Here is a 15817-nt window from a genome sequence, read left to right as displayed (position 1 = left end):
CGCGCGTGACGCCGGGTGTCAACCCGACGTCCGGCGGTACCGCACTCCGGCGGTACCGGCCTCGAGCGTCTACTCGGCGACGCCGTACAGTCGATCGCCCGCATCCCCGAGGCCGGGCACGATGTAGCCGTGCTCGTTCAGGCCGCTGTCGAGCGCGCCCAGGACGACCTTCACGTCGCGCCCCTCGAACTGCTCCTCCATGTGGTGCACGCCCTCGGGGGCGGCGACGAGACAGATCGCGGTCACGTCCTGCGCGCCCGCGTCGAAGAGGAACTGCACGGTCGCGGCGAGCGAGCCACCCGTCGCGAGCATGGGGTCGAGCACGAAGCACTGGCGGTTCGAGAGGTCCTCGGGCAGCCGCTTCGCATACGTCTCGGGCTGCAGCGTCGACTCGTCCCGGCGGATGCCGACGAACCCGACCTCGACCGAGGGCACGAGCTTGACGAACCCGTCGAGCATGCCCAGACCCGCGCGGATGATGGGCACGACGAGCGGCTTCGGATCGCCGATACGGAGCCCGGTCGTGGGGGAGACGGGCGTCTCGATGTCGACGCGCTCGGTGCGGACCTCGCGGGTCGCCTCGTAGCTCAACAGCGTGACGAGCTCCTCGACGAGCGAGCGGAACACGGGCGACGGGGTCGCACGGTCGCGGAGCACCGTGAGCTTGTGCGTGATGAGCGGGTGGTCCGCAACGTGCAATCGCATGGGATCAAGCGTACTTCGCACGGTGCGCGTCCGCCCTCGCGTGCAAGGATGTCGGGGCCGCGACGCCGCCCACGGATCACCCGCGGGGCGGCCCACCTCGAGCCGAACGGACGGTCCGTGCATGCGAATTCGACCCGAGCACACGCAACTCATGCGTGAGGCGATCGCCCTCGGCCGCGTCGCGGCGTTCACGGACGACGTGCCCGTCGGCGCGATCGTGGTCGCCGCGGACGGCGAGATCCTCAGCCGTGGTCGCAACGAGCGCGAGGCCCACGGCGACCCGACCGCACACGCCGAGATCGTCGCGATCCGCGCGGCGGCGCGCGCGCTCGATCGCTCGCGCCTCGACGGCTGCACGCTCATCACGACGCTCGAACCCTGCGCGATGTGCGCGGGAGCGATCCTGCAGGCGCGCATCTCGACCGTCGTCTACGGCGCGTGGGACGAGAAGGCCGGTGCGGCGGGATCCGTCTACGACCTGCTGCGCGACGGTCGGCTCCCCGCGACGACCGAGGTCGTCGCGGGTGTCCTCGCCGACGAGTGCGCCGACCCGATCAGACGCTTCTTCCGCTCGGTGCCGGGGCGCGCCTCGGACGAGGCGCCCGAACCGACCGCCTGAGTCGCGCGACACGGTCCGCCGCGCCGCGCCGCGCCGCCGCGCCGGACCGCGTCGCGCCGTCGCGCCGTGGACGCTGCACGGCGCGGGACGAGCATCGGGCGGCGCGGAAGGTGGCCGAGATCGGCGGGTGACGTGGCCGCAATCGGCATGCGGGCCGTCGCGTGACGCGCGCACCATGACTGGGCGCCCTCGTCGGCGCGACCCAGATCTCGATGAGGAGACCACCATGACGCGCACCGAACGCATCGCCCCGCGACGGCCGTACACGGCGCCACCACAGGGCGGGCACTACCAGTACGTGCTGCTCGCGGTCCTGTTCGCGACCTTCGGGTTCGTCTTCTTCGACCGCCTCGCGCTGAACTACCTCGCCCCGTACTGGATGCCCGAGCTCGGACTCGACCACACCGCCCTCGGACTGCTCGGTGGGATCCCGTCGCTCACGTGGGCGATCTCCGGACTGCTGCTCGGGGTCGTCTCCGACCGCATCGATCGCCGGAAGCCGCTCATCATCGTCTGCACGATCGGGTTCTCGGTGTTCTCGGCACTGTCGGGCTTCGTCGGCGGGCTCGCGTCCCTCCTGCTGCTGCGCGGCATCATGGGCATGTTCGAGGGTGGCGTGCTGCCGCTGTCGCAGACGCTCATGATGTTCTCCTCGTCGGAGAAGCGGCGGGGGCTCAACATGGGACTCCTGCAGGGCTCCTCGGCGGGACTCATCGGCGGGATCGCGGGCCCGATCGTGACGGTCGCGATGGCTGAGGCGTGGGGGTGGCGCAGCGCGTTCTTCTTCACGATCGTTCCCGGCCTCCTCATGTCGTTGCTCGTCCTGCTGTTCGTGCGGGAGCTGCGCCTGCGCGGTGGCGGCGCGGGGGCCGGAGCGGCGGGCATGCTCCCGCCGACGAGCGCGATCCCCGTCGCCGAGCGTCCCGTCACGTTCGCGCAGGCGCTCCGCTCCCGCAACATCCTCCTGTGCATGTTCATCGCCGTGTTCTTCATCACCTGGTTCGTGACGACGCAGACGTTCACCCCCTCGTACCTCGCGGAGACCCGGCCGGACTGGAGCGGCGGGGAGGTCGCGTTCGCGCTCACCGGCATCGGCGTCGGATGGGTGCTGTGGGGGGCCGTCGTGCCGGCCTTCTCCGATCGATTCGGCCGTAAGCTCGCGATCATCGTCTTCGCGCTCGTCGCGGCCCTCGCGCCCGTCCTCATCATGCGGATCACCTCGCCGGGCCTGCTGTTCGTGGCGATGGCCCTGAGCTACACGGGCATGGGGTGCTTCACGCTGTTCATGGCGACGATCCCCGCCGAGACGGTCGCACCGCACGTCATGGCCTCGTGCCTCGGCCTCATCATGGGGGTCGGCGAGATCGGCGGCGGTTTCGTCGCACCGTGGATCGGCGGCATGATCGCCGACGCGTTCGGGCTCGACGCGACGTTCTGGATGTGCACGGGAGCCGCGCTCGTCGTCGTGGTCCTCGCGCTCTTCCTGCGTGAGACGTCACCGATCGCGGCGCGACGCCACGGCGTCGCGGTCGACGGGGCGCCCCGCTCGTGACGACGGCCCATCAGGTCGTGTTCGTCGCACCGGGCCGCATGGAGGTGCAGGAACACCCCGTGCCGTCGATCGGCCCTGACGATCTCACGATGCGCGTTCGCCGCGTCGGCATCTGCGCGACCGACGTGCACCTGCTCGACGGGCACCTCGGCGATCCGTTCCCGGTCGTCCCCGGCCACGAGTTCGTCGGCGAGGTCGACCGGATCGGTGCCGACGCGGCGCTCGCGCGCGGGCTGCGACCGGGCGACCGGATCGCCGTCGAGATGCTCGTCCCGTGCGGGCGCTGCGACCGGTGCCGACAGGGGCGGTACAACGTGTGCGAGGACGACGACCGGGCGGCCGGCGGACGGGGCCGCCAGTACGGCGTGAACATGGGCGGGGACCGTGCGCCCGGGTTCTGGGGCGGCTACGCCGAGACGCTGTTCGTGCCCGGCGAGGCGATCGTGCACCGCATCCCGTCCCACGTCGACTGGGACGCCGCCGCCCTCGTCGAGCCGCTCGCCGTCGCGTCCCGGTGCGTCCGACGCGGCCGCGTCGGTCCGGGGGACCGCGTCGCGATCATCGGCCCGGGCCCGATCGGCCTGCTCGCGGCCGCCGCGGCACGTGCGGCCGGAGCCGACGAGGTCGTCCTGCTCGGCACCCGCGCGAGCCGGCTCGAGCTCGGCCTCAGCTTCGGCGCCGACGACACCATCGACACGAGCGCGGAGACGGATGTCGTCGCGGCGCTGCGCAGCACGCTCGGTGGGCGCACCGCGGACGTCGTCATCGAGACCGCCGGCTCCGCCGAGGCACAGGTGCAGGCCGTCCGTCTGACGCGCCGGGGCGGACGGACGGTCCTCGCGGGCGCACTCGGCAGCGGACGCCCCGTGACGTTCCGGCAGGACGAGGACATCCTCGTGCGCGAGGTCGAGATCGTCGCCTCGTTCCTCTCCGCCGGTGGCTACGAACCAGCCCTCGCGCTCCTCGCGCGCGGCGACTTCCCGTTCGCCCGGCTCGTCAGCCACCGGTTCCCGCTCGAACGCGCGGCCGAGGCGCTCGAGCTCGTCCGGCACAAGCGCGACGGCGTCATCAAGGCGCTGCTCGTCCCGCAGCGAGCGGGATGAACCACCCAGGGCCCGCACGGCGCGGGCCGACCTCCCGACAGACAGGAGCACGACCATGACGGCAGCGGAGATCGGAGACCTCGCGGCGACGCGGCGCGACGCCGACGAGTGGGCCACGTACGACGAGTTCGCGGCGGGAATCGACACCTATCGACTCCCGCAGGAGTCCCTCGCGGGCCGGCGGCTCAGCTTCGAACTCGAGGGCGGTGGCACGATCACCGTCGACGTCCTCGACGACGCCCGTGTGCGCTGGAGCACGAGCGGGTCCCGGACGGTCGACGATGTCGACGACGCCGCCGACCCGTACGACGCGATCGCCGTCCGGCCGGGCGTCCACTTCCTCAACCTCCCCCTCGAATCACGCGAGCGGACGGCGCTCACGATCGTGTGGTCCGAGCACACGCGGCGTGCCATCGTGACGCACTCTCGGATCGGGCAGGAGCCTCGCGAGGGCGAACCGCAGGTGACGCAGGAGTTCGTCGCGGCCGTCCTCGACGGCGGCGAGCCCACCGGCGCGGCCCCGGGCGAGTCGCGCGACCTCATCGGCATGCGGAACCTGTACCGGTACAGTCCGCAACACCTCTACGAACACGTGTACATGTCGACCGAGCGGTACGCGTGGCAGAACCTCCAGGGCGTGCAGCGGGGGCACGGCGACATGGACCTCTCGACGGTCTGGAAACTGGACGACGGCCTGTACCTGTTCTGCTTCCGGGAGTTCCATCCCCGTCGCGAGCGTCTGGCTGCACGACCTCGGCTACGGTCTCGTGACGACCGGGATCTTCCTCGGCATCAACGGTGACGGGATCGCCGAACACAGCAGGGCGGGCGGTCACATCTACCCGCTCGGCTCGGTCCGATACCCCGACGTGCAACCCGTCTGATTCCCGTTGCAAGGAGCACCCGTGCCCGACAACAGGGACATCGTCGCCCGCCACTACACGGCGACGTCCGAGGGGCGGACCGCCGACGCCCTCGCCGACTTCGCGCCCGACATCACGTGGATCGAGATGGCCGGATCGCCGTACGCCGGAACCTTCGTCGGTGTCGACGCGATCGTCGCCAACGTCTTCGCCCGGATCGAGGCCGAGCACGAGACGTTCGCGTTCGTCCCCGACCGTCTGCTCGCCGACGGCGACACGGTCGCGGCCGTCGGCACGTACCTCGGGCGCCGCATCACGGGTGAGAGGTGTCGGCGCGCGCCGTCCACGTGTGGGGCCTCGAGGGCGGCACGATCGTGCGCTTCGAGCAGTTCGCCGACACGGCACGACTCCGACCGGACGCCTCACGGCCCGGGTGACGTCAGGCGGGCCGCGCCCCGGACGTCGCTCGGACTCCGGCCGTAGCGCGCGCCGAACGCGCGCGTGAACGACGACGGCGAGCCGAAGCCCGTCCGCGTCGCGACATCGGCGATCGTGAGCGCCGGGGAGTCGACCACGAGCCCGAACGCGCGTCCGAGGCGCTCGTCCAGGAGCCGCGTCGACGGACGATCCCCGTGCTCGGCGAACACGCGCCGCAGGTGGCGCTCGGAGACGTGCAGCGAGACGGCGAGCGAGGACGCCGTCACATCCGGATCGCAGGCCGTCGCGGCGATGCGCTCGCACGCGCGATCGTAGAGCTCGTCGGCCGGCGTGCGGCCCGCGAGGAAACCGCGACAGGCGCGGCGGAGCATCTCGCCGCGCACGCCGCGGTCGTGCCCGGACACGTCGCGCTCGTCCCCTCCGCCGGGGGCCGCGTCGGTCGGCGGTGCGGCCGTGAAGCGCGACAGCAGCGCCGAGGCGAACGCACTCGTCGTGGCGCTCGCGGGGACGACGCGAGGCGCCGTCGACCGCGGATCCACACCCCACTCGTCGCACACCGTGACGAGATCGACGTCGACGATGAGCAGATCCATGTCCTGCTCGAACCCGAGCAGGTACGGCTGCATGGTCGAGTACATGAGGACGTCGCCCGCCCGGACCGACCGCAGTCCGCCCGCGTGGAAGACGAAGCCCGTGCCCGCCGCGAGGACCGAGACGAACACCGAGTGCTTCGGCGTCGCGGCGATGCTCTGCTGGTTCCGGTCGACGGCGTGCGGCGACGCCTGGATGCGGGTGACCGTCGTCCCGTCCACGGACAACTGGGTCGAGCTCGCGAGGAACGCGTCGGGCACGGGGCTCGAACAGTGCAGTCCGACGAGCGCGCGGCGGTTCCAGGACTCCCAGAACTCGAGGCGCTCGGGCCGGTCCACCAACTCGGTCGTCGTCGTGAGCACGCGTGGCCTCCTCGCCAGGATGCGCGCGGGCCGACGTCGTCCGGTCCACGTCGACCGTCCGGGCCCGCTGCGACCCCCGAAGGGATCGGCCACGACCCTACCGAGGCACGTGAGCGGTCACTTGCCGGATCGCGCACGGGCCTTGGCACCGGGCGCACGGACCGCGCGGGGCGGTGCCGCCGGGCGGGGCGGCCACGCGGGGCGCCGTCGCGTCAGTCGGCGCCGCGGATGACGATCGCCTCGGTCGAGACGTGCGACGTCGGCTGACCGAGCACATCCGGCTCGATGAAGATCGCCGTCTCGTCACCGACGACCTCGCGCACGAGCCCGCGCAACTCTCCGAGCACGGGCGGCAGATCCGTGAGCGCCTGCAGCGGCACGAGCGCGACGCGAACTCCGACCAACTGGATGATGCCATCGCTCTCGATCGTGCGCACCTGCAGCACCCCGTCGACGTATCGGCTCTCGAACAGCGCATCGCGAACGCGAGCGGCAAGGTCGGTCGTCACTGGTGAACCTCCTGCGTTGTGCTGGGGACTCAGCATAGCCATCGTGCTCGGGGAACACCCGGCCAGCGTGGCGCCGGGAGGACGACGGGACCCGACCGCCGTACACTTCCGGTGTGAACGCCGACTCCTCGCCGCAGCCCGTGACCGCCGCGTCCGACGGGGGGCTCGTGCTCGCGATGCTCGGCGTCGGCAACATGTCGGGCGCCATCCTCGAGGGCCTCAGGGCGCGCCGCGGCGCCGACGAGCCACCGATCCGGGTGACGACGCGCAGCGCCGCATCGGCGGCCACGTACGCGGACGCGAGCGACGTCGAGGCGATGTCGACGGAACGTGACCCCGACGCGAACCGTCATGCGGTGCGCGGTGCGGACGTCGTCGTCCTCGGCGTGAAGCCGCACATGGTGGCGGACCTCCTCGATGAGATCGCCCCGGAGGTCGGCCTCGGCACGATCGTCGTCTCGGTCGCGGCGGGGGTCACCGCGGCGGCCATGGAACGCCGGCTCCCGGCGGGCGCCCGCGTCGTGCGGGCGATGCCCAACACGCCCGCCACGCTCGGTCTCGGCGTCACCGGGATCGCTCCCGGCGCGGCCGCGGACGACGAGGCCATGGCGATCGCGACGCGCATCTTCGAGTCGGTCGGCGACGTCGTCGAGGTGCCCGAGTCGCGCATCGCCGCGGTCGCCGGAATCTCGGGCTCCGGTCCCGCCTACGTGTACCTCTTCATGGAGGACCTCATCCGTGCCGCCGAGGCGCGCGGCTTCACGCCCGAGCAGGCTCGCACGATGGTCGTCGCGACGTTCCGCGGTGCGAGCGAGCTCGCCACGCGGGCGAGCGACACGGACCCCGCCGAGCTGCGCCGCCACGTCACGAGCCCGAACGGCACCACGGAACGCGCCATCGGAGTGTTCCAGGAGGCCGGGCTCGCCGAGATCGTCGACCGTGCCGTGCAGGCCAACATCGATCGCTCCGACGAACTCGCCGCCGACAACGCATGAGTCGACCGCAGGTCTTCACGGAGGATCTCTACGCCGTCCTCGGTGTGCCGCAGGGAGCGAGCGAGGACGAACTCCGGCGCGCGGGGCGGAGCCGCCAACGCGAGACACACCCCGACTACGGCGGCGACGCGGCCGACTTCGTCAAGGTGCGGCTCGCCCTCGAGGTCCTGACCGACCCGCAGCTGCGGGCCCAGCACGACGAGTGGCTCGCCGGTTCCCGGACCGCCCGGCGAAGCGGGTCGCGACTGCGCGCCCAGCAGCGCACGCCGCGCCGACCCGCGCCCCGGACGCCCGCCGGCGCACGCACGCCCACCGCGACGCCGCAGTACACGGCCGAACCGCCGCCCCCCGATCGGATCCCCAAACCCCGCATCGACCTCGATCGCATGGCGTGGGCGCGCACCGCGTGGGCGCCACGACCGACGCAGTGGCCACCCGCGACCGCAGCACTGCCGCCGCTCGCCCCGCGCGAGCTCGCGCTCGTCGTCGGCTACGCCCTCGTCCTCGTCATCGGCACCCTGCTCTTCGTGCTCCCGAGCGCGCTCGTCGGACCGCCGGCCGACGGCCGCACCGGGGTGCTGTACGTGGGTGTCGTCTGCTTCCTCCTGCTCTCCCTCGGCTGGGCCGTACCGTGTGTCCTCGTGCGCGCTCGCGCCCTCTCGAGGGTGCTGAACATCGTCTCGGTCGTCGTGGCGGGCTTCGTCGCCGTCGTCTACGGGGTGATCGCCCTCATCGCCGTCACGGTCGGGCAGGGTGGCCCCGCGCTCGCCGCGTTCCTCGGCTTCGTCGTGTGCCTCCTGACGGCACTCCTGTCCGTGCTCGTCTGGACGGGGCTCGCCGGTCGCGCGCGAGCCTTCCTGCAGGAGGTGCTTCTCGTGCGCCTCGCGAACGCGTCGGCGCCCCGTGTGGACGATCCGACCCGCGTGTTCGGTGCACCCGCGCAGTCGACGATGGGCGGCACCACGGGCATCTCGCCGAGCGTCAACCCGATGCGCGCCGTCATGGCCCAGCGCATCGTCGGGCCGGCCCTCGCGGAACTGCTGCGCATTCCCGGCGTCCGCATCGTCCACGGACTGCGCGCGCCCGGTGGCGCCCCCGGTGTCGTCGCGCACGCGGTCGTCGCGGGACGCCGCATCGCGTTCATCGACGACGAACTGTGGCTGCCGGGGACCTACTCGATCGGCCAGGACGGCGGGATCCGCCGCGACGGTGAAGCGATCCGCACGGCCGCGACCGAGTTCCCGCACGCCGTCGAGGCGTATCACCGCCTGTTCGGTGAGGTCGCCCTCGTGCGCGGGTGGATCACGATCGTGCCCGAACGCGACGGCCCGCTCGACGTCGACGGGGGACTCACGTGGGAACGGGCACGGCTCGCGACGCTCGAGTCGATGCTGCGCGAGGTGGGCGACTGGCTCGCCCAGGACGGCGAACGGGTCGACCGGCTCCTGCTGCGCGACCTGCTGCGGCACCGCGCCTGAATCCTCGTCGCGCCGAGGCCACCCTGCACGGACGGGGCATTCGGACGCCCCGCTGCACGGGGTGCGCGGTCGGGCGACGCATCCGCCTAAGATGGTGGGGATCGTCTGCGGCGCGCTTCTGCGCGCGGCCACTTGTACTACCGGGAGGATGGGGCGCCGTTGGAAACGTTGCTGACCGTCACGAACGTCACCAAGAACCACGACATGACGCGTGCGTTGAAGGGTGTGAGCTTCGAGATCGCACGCGGAGAAGTCGTCGGACTCGTCGGTGAGAACGGGGCGGGCAAATCGACCCTGTTGAGCATTCTCGGCGGCTGGACCGCCCCGACGAGCGGCTCCATGGAGCTCGACGGCGAGCCCTACGCGCCGCAGAGCCCCGAGGAAGCGCTCGCCTGCGGAGTCGGCTCGATCCAGCAGAAGTTCGTCGTGGACCCCGACCACACGGTCGCGCAGAACATCTTCCGCGCCTCGTTCCACGCCGACAAGAGCCCCGAGGAACAGCGTGAGCGGGCTCGTGAGCTCCTCGAGTCGTCGGGTCTCGACTTCGACCCCGACGCCCGAATGGGCGACCTGGTGCGCGCCGAGCAGGCCCTCGTGGAGGTCGTTCGCCTCATCGCCGAGGAGACGCAGCTCGTGCTCATGGACGAGGTCGCGGCCACGTTCAACGACTTCGAGATCGCGCAGTTCCACCAGATCACGCGTCGTCTCGTACGTGAGGGCCGGTCCGTCATCTACATCACGCACCGCATCGACGAGATCTCGTCGCTCGTCGGCCGTGTCATCGTGCTCCGTGAGGGTCTCATCGCGCGCGAGTTCCACCCCCGCGCGATGCCGGCCACGGAGATCGCGTACGAGATCACCCAACGGGAGCTCGTGTTCGGGCGTCGGCCGGACGAGTTCGAGGACGAGCACACCCGCCTCTATGTCGAGCACCTCTCGACGCCGGACGGTCACGTGCGCGACGTCACGCTCGCGCTCCGGCGGGGCGAGATCTTCGGGCTCACCGGCCTGCGACGGGCCGGCATGACCGAACTGGCGAGCGCGCTCGTCGGCGTGACGCCGGCCACCTGGAGCGCCTATCGCATCGACGGCGCCGACGTCGAGGTCACCTCGCCCGCCGACGCGCTGTCGCACGGCATCGGGTACCTCTCCGACCGCGACGACGAGCTCGGCATCACGACGGAGGAGTCGATCGCGAAGAACCTGCTCGACGGTCGTGTCGCGATGGGCTTCCGCGAGGAGGTGGCCGCGCTCCGCGAGGTGGTCGCGCAGGTGCAGAAGCTCCGTATCCGCACGACCGACATCCAGAGTGACGTCGGCAAGCTGTCGGGTGGGAACCAGCAGAAGATCGCACTCGCACGGTGGATGGGCTCCGGGTGCGAGATCCTCATCCTGAACCACCCGACGCGCGGTATCGACGTCGGTGCGCGGCAGGACATCGGCGAGATGCTCAAGGAGCTCGCGCAGCGCGGCACGACGATCGTGCTCATCTCCTCCGACATGTCGGAGCTGCTCGAACTCTGCAACCGGACGGCCGTCATGCGTGATGGCGTCGTGGTCTCGGTGCAGGACAACGCCGAGTCGACCGAGGACACCCTCATGCGAGAGGCCCTCGGCGTCATGGACGAACCGTCGGAGCCGCGCCAGTCGCGCCGCGGGGAGCGCGCCGCGGTCTGAGGTCGTCAGGCGACGTTCACGCGTCACCGAACGAGGAAGCGGCCGCACGGACCAGGAACCGTGCGGCCGCTTCGTCGTGCGAGGCGATCAGATGGTGATGCGGCCCGAGACGCTCTTGAGCTTGTGGCGGGCGAGCGCGAGGTTCGCAGTGTTGCGGTCGAGCACGAGGTACACGAACAGGCCGGTCGAGTCGGAGCCGTTCAGCACGTTGATGAGGTGGTACTGACCGTCGAGGGTGATCATGATGTCCTCGATCTTGCCCGACAGGCCGATCTCGGCCATCGTCTTGAGCTTGGCGCGGACGACGTTGGAGTTACCGGCGGCGGCGACCGACAGGTCGAATCCGGGGTTGCCCCCGGACGCGAGCGCCATGCCGCTCGAGATGTCGACGATCGCGGCGCCGGTGGCGCCCTCGATGGCGAGGAGTTCTTGGACGAAGGTGTCGAGCTGAGACAAAGGAGTACCTTCCGGGGATGCGTGACGCCCATGCAGTGACGCGGTGAACAGGACGTCCGATGAATCGGGCGTCCACGAAATCGACATGAATTCACATGCCGTCTCGGATAGTATGCCATACGCCGTGTCCCGGCGAGCGGGATGTGCATAACGTGACAATTCCGCGACACGTCGTGTGCGAAACCTCCGACCCCACTGGTTCGATCGGGCGATGACATCGCCGCCGTCGTGTGGGCCGGACCGCTCGAATCAGCTCAGCGCGGCGAAGCGTTCCACGTCGTCGGAGGAGCCCGCGACGATGACGAGGTCGTGGTCGGAGACGACCGTGTCGTTCGCTGCATAGGTGAACGGCTTGCCGGGGGACTTGACTCCGACGACGGTCACGTTGTACTTCGTGCGCACGCCCGACTCGAGCAGCTTCTTGCCGCGGATCTGCTTCGGCGGGTACAGCTTCACGAGGACGAAGTCGTCGTCGAACTGGATGAAGTCGAGCATGCGGCCCGTGAGCAGGTGGGCGATCCGCTCGCCGGCCTCCGCCTCGGGGTAGATGACGTGGTGCGCACCGATGCGGGCCAGGATCTTGCCGTGCGTCGCCGACATCGCCTTCGCCCAGATCTGGGGGACACCGAGCTCGGCGAGGTTCGAGGTCACGAGCACGCTGCCCTCGATCGAGTTGCCCACCGCGACGACCGCGACCTGGAACTCCTGCGCACCGATCTGCCGGAGCGCCTCCATGTTCTTCGCGTCGAGCTGCACGGCGTGCGTGACGCGCTCGGCCCACTTCTGCACGAGCGCCTCGTCGGTGTCGACCGCGAGCACCTCGCGGCCCTGGCGCTGGAGCTGCCCCGCGGTGGCCGCACCGAAGCGACCGAGGCCGATCACGAGGACGGGCGCGTTGTGGGGGATCGGTTCACCCAACGATGATCCTTTCTTCGGGGAGGCGGTAGAGCTGCTTGTGCTCGCTCGACGCGAGCGCCGCCGCCATCGTGACTGTACCCACTCGACCGAGCCACATCGTGGCGGTGAGGATGTACGTCCCCTCGACCGGGAGCTGCTGGGTGAGGCCGGAACTGAGCCCGCACGTCGCGAACGCGCTGATGCTCTCGAACAGGGCGTGTGAGAACGGGGCATCGGCGAAGTGCATGAGCAGGATCGCGGAAACCGAGACGATCGTGGCACCCCAGAGCGACACGCTCACGGCGAGGCGCAGCACGTCGCCCGGGATCCGGCGACCGAACGCCTGCATGTCGTTGACGCCCTTCGCCTCCGCGAACGCCGCGAGGAACAGGATCGCGAGCGTCGTCACCTTGATGCCGCCCGCCGTCGAGGCCGAGCCGCCGCCCACGAACATGAGCATGTCGAGCACGAGCATGGTCGCGCCCTCGGTCTCGTCGATGGGGATGGTCGAGAAGCCGCCCGAGCGGGTCATCGCCGACAGGAAGCCCGCCTGGAACGGGCGCATGAGCGGGTGGAAGGCACCGATCGTCTCGGGGTTGTCGGCCTCCAGAAGATACAGCACGAGCCAGCCGACGAGGAAGAGCGCGACGGTCGTGACGAGGGTCATCTTCACGTGCACCGAGAAGCGCTGACGGTGACGCACCCACCGCACGAGCGCGAAGATGACGGGGAACCCGAGGCTCCCTGCGAACACCGCGGCGGCGAGGCAGCCGAGCATCCACAGATCGTTCTTGAAGGGCTCGAGTCCGTCGGGGTTCGGCGTGAACCCCGTGTTCGTGAAGGCGGACGCCGAGTAGTAGAAGCCGTCGATGATCGCGGTGCCGAGGTCGAACCCGGCGAACAGGAGCCGCGGGATGATGAGCAGCGCGATGACGGTCTCGATGATGAGCAGGGAGACGGCGACCGTGACGAGCATGCCGCCGATCTCACCGAGACGGATGGCCTGCGATTCCGAGACGGGGCCCGCATGGATGCGCATCGGATTGCTGTCGGAGGCGGCCATGAGCTTCTGGCGGAGCCCCAGTCGCCGCGCGACGATCGCGCCCATGATGCTCGCGAGCGTGAGGACGCCGACGGCACCGACCTCGAGTCCCACGAACACGACGGCGTGCCCGAACGGCGACCAGTGGGTCGACATGTCGACGATCGACAGTCCCGTGACGCAGATCGTGGAGACGGCCGTGAAGAGGGCCTCGTGGAAGGGCGTCCCGTGCCCGCTCGCGGACGAGATGGGCAGGGTCAGGAGCAGTGTCCACAGCATGATGATGGACGTGAAGACGAGGACGGCGAACCGCGAGGGCGAGCTGTGCGCGAAGTCGTCGACGAAGTCGCGGAGTCTGCCCGCGAGGGTCCGGGAGACGTGTCCGCGACGGTTGATCCGCGGTTGTTCCGGCGGGTGCCGGCGATTTCGCATGCTTGCCTCACGTGAGTGACGACGGGGCTCGGTTCGGCCACGCAATGCTACTCCGGACGCACGTTGTTCGAGGCGCGCCGGGGGGATGGGGAGAACTCACCTTGTTCACAGACATCACTGCCCCGTATGGTTACCAGCAGACGCAGTGTTGCACTCGTGTCACACTGGTATAGCTTCGACGAACCTGGGGGTCAATGAACATGGCGAACGAGCTCTCCGACGTGCGGTTCCTCACCGTGGCCGAGGTTGCGGAACTCATGCGGGTGTCGAAGATGACCGTGTACCGACTCGTGCACTCGGGCGAACTGCCCGCCGTACGGTTCGGCCGCTCGTTCCGCGTTCCCGAGTCGGCCGTCGCCGAGGCGCTGCGTCGCACGGGCACCGAGGACGAGGTCGGCAAGCACACCGCGTAGTCCTCGCGACCGCACGCGTCCGTGACCCCAGTCGGAACCGCGTGCGACCGTGGGGCGGCTGTCAGGTGAATCGTGCGCCACCGGACGTGTAGGCTTGGGCGAGCGATTTCTCCGGGTCGTCCACCGCGACCGGAGCGCACCGCGTAACGAAGGAAGTCCCAATGGGTTCTGTTGTCAAGAAGCGCCGCAAGCGCATGGCGAAGAAGAAGCACCGCAAGCTGCTTCGCAAGACTCGCCACCAGCGTCGCAACAAGAAGTAGTCTGCGACGTCGCTGGAGCGCCGGGCCCCTGGCTCGGCGCTTTTGGCGTCTCCGGGGCCGGCACGTGCGAGCGCGCCGACACGTCGGATACGATCGATCGCGGGTGAGCCGGGAAGTCTGGTCGGCGCCGATCAGTCCACCCATCACGAGGGATCCCCGTATGTCGCCCATCCGCACCGCCCGACCCGCACCCACGACACGCTGGGGCCGCCTGCTCGACCGCCTCGCGTCGCAATCGCTCGGCGGCACGATCCTGCTCGCCGCCGCGGTCGTCGCGCTCGTCCTCGCGAACTCACCGCTCGCGGGCGGCTACACGGCGCTGCGTGACACGCATCTCGGGATCCCGGCGCTCGGGCTCGACCTCTCGATCGGTCACTGGGCCGCGGACGGCGTGCTCGCGATCTTCTTCGTCGTCGTCGGGATGGAGCTGAAGCGCGAGTTCGTGACGGGGAGCCTGCGCGATCCGCGCGCCGCGGCGCTGCCGATCGCCGCGGCGGTCGGGGGCATGCTCGTCCCGGCCGGGGTGTACGCGCTCGTCGTCGTCATCGCGGGGGTCGACGCCCTGCGCGGCGTCGCGATCCCCGTCGCGACCGACATCGCGTTCGCGCTGGGGCTCGTGGCCGTCGCCGGGCGCGGGCTGCCGTCGGCGTTCCGCGTCTTCCTCCTGACCCTCGCGATCGTCGACGACCTCCTCGGCATCCTCGTGATCGCGATCGGCTACACCGACGGCGTCGACCTCGTGTGGCTCGTCGTGAGCCTCGTCGCCGTCGCCGCCGCGTGGTTCGTCATGCACCGTGGCATCGGGGCGTGGTGGATCCTCGTCCCGCTCGGGCTCGTCGCGTGGTACGGCATGTACCGCTCGGGCGTGCACGCGACGATCTCCGGCGTCCTCCTCGGCCTGTGCGTGCCGGCGAAGCCCATCGGACGCGACGAGGTGTCGATGGCGGAACACATGGAACGCGGCTGGACGGTCGTCTCGCAGGCGATCGCCCTTCCCGTGTTCGCGTTCTTCGCCGCCGGGGTGCCGCTCACGGCCGGCGGCTCGTTCACGGCCACGGTGAGCGATCCCGTGTTCGTCGCGGTCGCGCTCGCGCTCGTGGTGGGCAAGCCGCTCGGGATCGTCACGGTCGTCGCACTGCTGCGGCGGCTGCCGGCGTTCCGGCTCGACCCCGGCCTGCGCTTCGGCGACGTCGTGGCACTCGGCGCGCTCGCGGGGATCGGGTTCACGGTCTCGCTGCTCATCGGGGAACTCGCGTTCCGCGACGACCCCGCGCATCTCGAGGTCGCCCACCTCGGCGTGATCGCCGGATCGCTCGTGTCGGCGGTCATCGGTATCGTGCTCTTGCGCCTGCGCTCGACCCGTCACGCGATCGAGCAGCGCGCCGCCCGGGAGGGCGGCGACACCCACGACGAGGAGCGATGACG

At 70.6% G+C, this 15817-nt stretch carries 17 protein-coding genes; 11 read left to right on the top strand and 6 right to left on the bottom strand.

Going from position 1 to position 15817, the window contains the following annotated elements:
• Positions 1 to 69 precede the first annotated feature (69 nt).
• Positions 70 to 705 (bottom strand): uracil phosphoribosyltransferase, encoded by a 636-nt coding sequence (gene upp / locus HNR16_RS13550; RefSeq protein ID WP_158041044.1) that lies wholly within the window; start codon positions 703 to 705, stop codon positions 70 to 72.
• 121 nt (positions 706 to 826) lie between these two features.
• Here upp and HNR16_RS13545 point away from each other — a divergent pair, with 121 nt between their 5' ends.
• The 5 genes from HNR16_RS13545 to HNR16_RS13525 all read left to right on the top strand — a co-directional run bounded on the left by HNR16_RS13545 (position 827) and on the right by HNR16_RS13525 (position 5325).
• Entirely contained in the window at positions 827 to 1324 is a 498-nt protein-coding gene (locus HNR16_RS13545; RefSeq protein WP_225737907.1) for a nucleoside deaminase, read from the top strand.
• Between the two features lie 226 nt (positions 1325 to 1550).
• Positions 1551 to 2876, top strand: a complete 1326-nt coding sequence (locus HNR16_RS13540; RefSeq protein ID WP_158041045.1) for an MFS transporter — start codon at positions 1551 to 1553, stop codon at positions 2874 to 2876.
• A complete protein-coding gene (locus HNR16_RS13535) occupies positions 2873 to 3979 on the top strand; it encodes a zinc-dependent alcohol dehydrogenase (protein WP_158041046.1) in 1107 nt (368 codons plus the stop codon). The genes HNR16_RS13540 and HNR16_RS13535 overlap by 4 nt, the downstream gene beginning before the upstream one ends.
• Before the next feature lie 55 nt (positions 3980 to 4034).
• Entirely contained in the window at positions 4035 to 4781 is a 747-nt protein-coding gene (locus tag HNR16_RS13530) for a MoaF C-terminal domain-containing protein (RefSeq protein WP_225737908.1), read from the top strand.
• A gap of 103 nt (positions 4782 to 4884) precedes the next feature.
• Positions 4885 to 5325, top strand: a complete 441-nt coding sequence (locus HNR16_RS13525; RefSeq protein ID WP_179558256.1) for a nuclear transport factor 2 family protein — start codon at positions 4885 to 4887, stop codon at positions 5323 to 5325.
• On the opposite strand, the gene HNR16_RS13520 is transcribed toward HNR16_RS13525, so the two are convergent.
• Both HNR16_RS13520 and HNR16_RS13515 read right to left on the bottom strand, forming a co-directional pair.
• Positions 5265 to 6233, bottom strand: coding sequence for an AraC family transcriptional regulator (locus HNR16_RS13520; RefSeq protein WP_179558255.1), 969 nt, complete (start codon positions 6231 to 6233; stop codon positions 5265 to 5267). The genes HNR16_RS13525 and HNR16_RS13520 overlap by 61 nt on opposite strands.
• A 212-nt stretch (positions 6234 to 6445) precedes the next feature.
• The gene (locus HNR16_RS13515) at positions 6446 to 6742 is read right to left on the bottom strand and encodes a hypothetical protein (RefSeq protein ID WP_158041049.1); all 297 of its coding nucleotides are present in this window, start codon (positions 6740 to 6742) and stop codon (positions 6446 to 6448) included.
• Positions 6743 to 6918: 176 nt separating this feature from the next.
• Between HNR16_RS13515 and proC the strand changes: the two genes are divergently transcribed.
• From proC to HNR16_RS13500, 3 genes are all read left to right on the top strand, one after another.
• Positions 6919 to 7737: a pyrroline-5-carboxylate reductase gene (gene proC / locus HNR16_RS13510; RefSeq protein WP_158041078.1), complete on the top strand. Its 819-nt coding sequence runs from the start codon at positions 6919 to 6921 to the stop codon at positions 7735 to 7737.
• Positions 7734 to 9215 (top strand): J domain-containing protein, encoded by a 1482-nt coding sequence (locus HNR16_RS13505; protein WP_158041050.1) that lies wholly within the window; start codon positions 7734 to 7736, stop codon positions 9213 to 9215. The genes proC and HNR16_RS13505 overlap by 4 nt, the downstream gene beginning before the upstream one ends.
• Before the next feature lie 159 nt (positions 9216 to 9374).
• Positions 9375 to 10892 (top strand): sugar ABC transporter ATP-binding protein, encoded by a 1518-nt coding sequence (locus tag HNR16_RS13500; RefSeq protein ID WP_158041051.1) that lies wholly within the window; start codon positions 9375 to 9377, stop codon positions 10890 to 10892.
• Positions 10893 to 10979: 87 nt separating this feature from the next.
• On the opposite strand, the gene HNR16_RS13495 is transcribed toward HNR16_RS13500, so the two are convergent.
• The 3 genes from HNR16_RS13495 to HNR16_RS13485 form a co-directional block, all read right to left on the bottom strand.
• Positions 10980 to 11348, bottom strand: coding sequence for a hypothetical protein (locus tag HNR16_RS13495; protein WP_158041052.1), 369 nt, complete (start codon positions 11346 to 11348; stop codon positions 10980 to 10982).
• Positions 11349 to 11597: 249 nt separating this feature from the next.
• The gene (locus tag HNR16_RS13490) at positions 11598 to 12266 is read right to left on the bottom strand and encodes a potassium channel family protein (protein WP_158041053.1); all 669 of its coding nucleotides are present in this window, start codon (positions 12264 to 12266) and stop codon (positions 11598 to 11600) included.
• Complete coding sequence (locus HNR16_RS13485; RefSeq protein WP_158041054.1) at positions 12259 to 13719, bottom strand: TrkH family potassium uptake protein; 1461 nt, start codon at positions 13717 to 13719, stop codon at positions 12259 to 12261. The genes HNR16_RS13490 and HNR16_RS13485 overlap by 8 nt, the downstream gene beginning before the upstream one ends.
• A gap of 200 nt (positions 13720 to 13919) precedes the next feature.
• On the opposite strand from HNR16_RS13485, the gene HNR16_RS13480 reads away from it, so the two are divergent.
• From HNR16_RS13480 to nhaA, 3 genes are all read left to right on the top strand, one after another.
• Positions 13920 to 14132, top strand: coding sequence for a helix-turn-helix domain-containing protein (locus tag HNR16_RS13480; RefSeq protein ID WP_158041079.1), 213 nt, complete (start codon positions 13920 to 13922; stop codon positions 14130 to 14132).
• A gap of 161 nt (positions 14133 to 14293) precedes the next feature.
• Positions 14294 to 14392, top strand: a complete 99-nt coding sequence (locus tag HNR16_RS13475) for a 30S ribosomal protein bS22 (protein WP_082775156.1) — start codon at positions 14294 to 14296, stop codon at positions 14390 to 14392.
• A 160-nt stretch (positions 14393 to 14552) separates the two neighbouring features.
• Positions 14553 to 15815: a Na+/H+ antiporter NhaA gene (nhaA, locus tag HNR16_RS13470; protein ID WP_158041055.1), complete on the top strand. Its 1263-nt coding sequence runs from the start codon at positions 14553 to 14555 to the stop codon at positions 15813 to 15815.
• Positions 15816 to 15817 lie beyond the last annotated feature (2 nt).

It is taken from the genome of Pseudoclavibacter chungangensis, assembly GCF_013410545.1.
Taxonomy (GTDB): Bacteria; Actinomycetota; Actinomycetes; order Actinomycetales; family Microbacteriaceae; genus Pseudoclavibacter; species Pseudoclavibacter chungangensis.
Note: the sequence above shows the minus strand (reverse complement) of the source record. Positions and strands in the feature narration are given on the sequence as shown.

Coding starts and splice junctions, on each gene's coding strand:
- upp (WP_158041044.1), bottom strand. CDS start 705: ATGCGATTGCACGTTGCGGACCACCCGCTCATCACGCACAAGCTCACG.
- HNR16_RS13545 (WP_225737907.1), top strand. CDS start 827: ATGCGAATTCGACCCGAGCACACGCAACTCATGCGTGAGGCGATCGCC.
- HNR16_RS13540 (WP_158041045.1), top strand. CDS start 1,551: ATGACGCGCACCGAACGCATCGCCCCGCGACGGCCGTACACGGCGCCA.
- HNR16_RS13530 (WP_225737908.1), top strand. CDS start 4,035: ATGACGGCAGCGGAGATCGGAGACCTCGCGGCGACGCGGCGCGACGCC.
- proC (WP_158041078.1), top strand. CDS start 6,919: ATGCTCGGCGTCGGCAACATGTCGGGCGCCATCCTCGAGGGCCTCAGG.
- HNR16_RS13505 (WP_158041050.1), top strand. CDS start 7,734: ATGAGTCGACCGCAGGTCTTCACGGAGGATCTCTACGCCGTCCTCGGT.
- HNR16_RS13485 (WP_158041054.1), bottom strand. CDS start 13,719: ATGCGAAATCGCCGGCACCCGCCGGAACAACCGCGGATCAACCGTCGC.
- HNR16_RS13480 (WP_158041079.1), top strand. CDS start 13,920: ATGGCGAACGAGCTCTCCGACGTGCGGTTCCTCACCGTGGCCGAGGTT.
- HNR16_RS13475 (WP_082775156.1), top strand. CDS start 14,294: ATGGGTTCTGTTGTCAAGAAGCGCCGCAAGCGCATGGCGAAGAAGAAG.
- nhaA (WP_158041055.1), top strand. CDS start 14,553: ATGTCGCCCATCCGCACCGCCCGACCCGCACCCACGACACGCTGGGGC.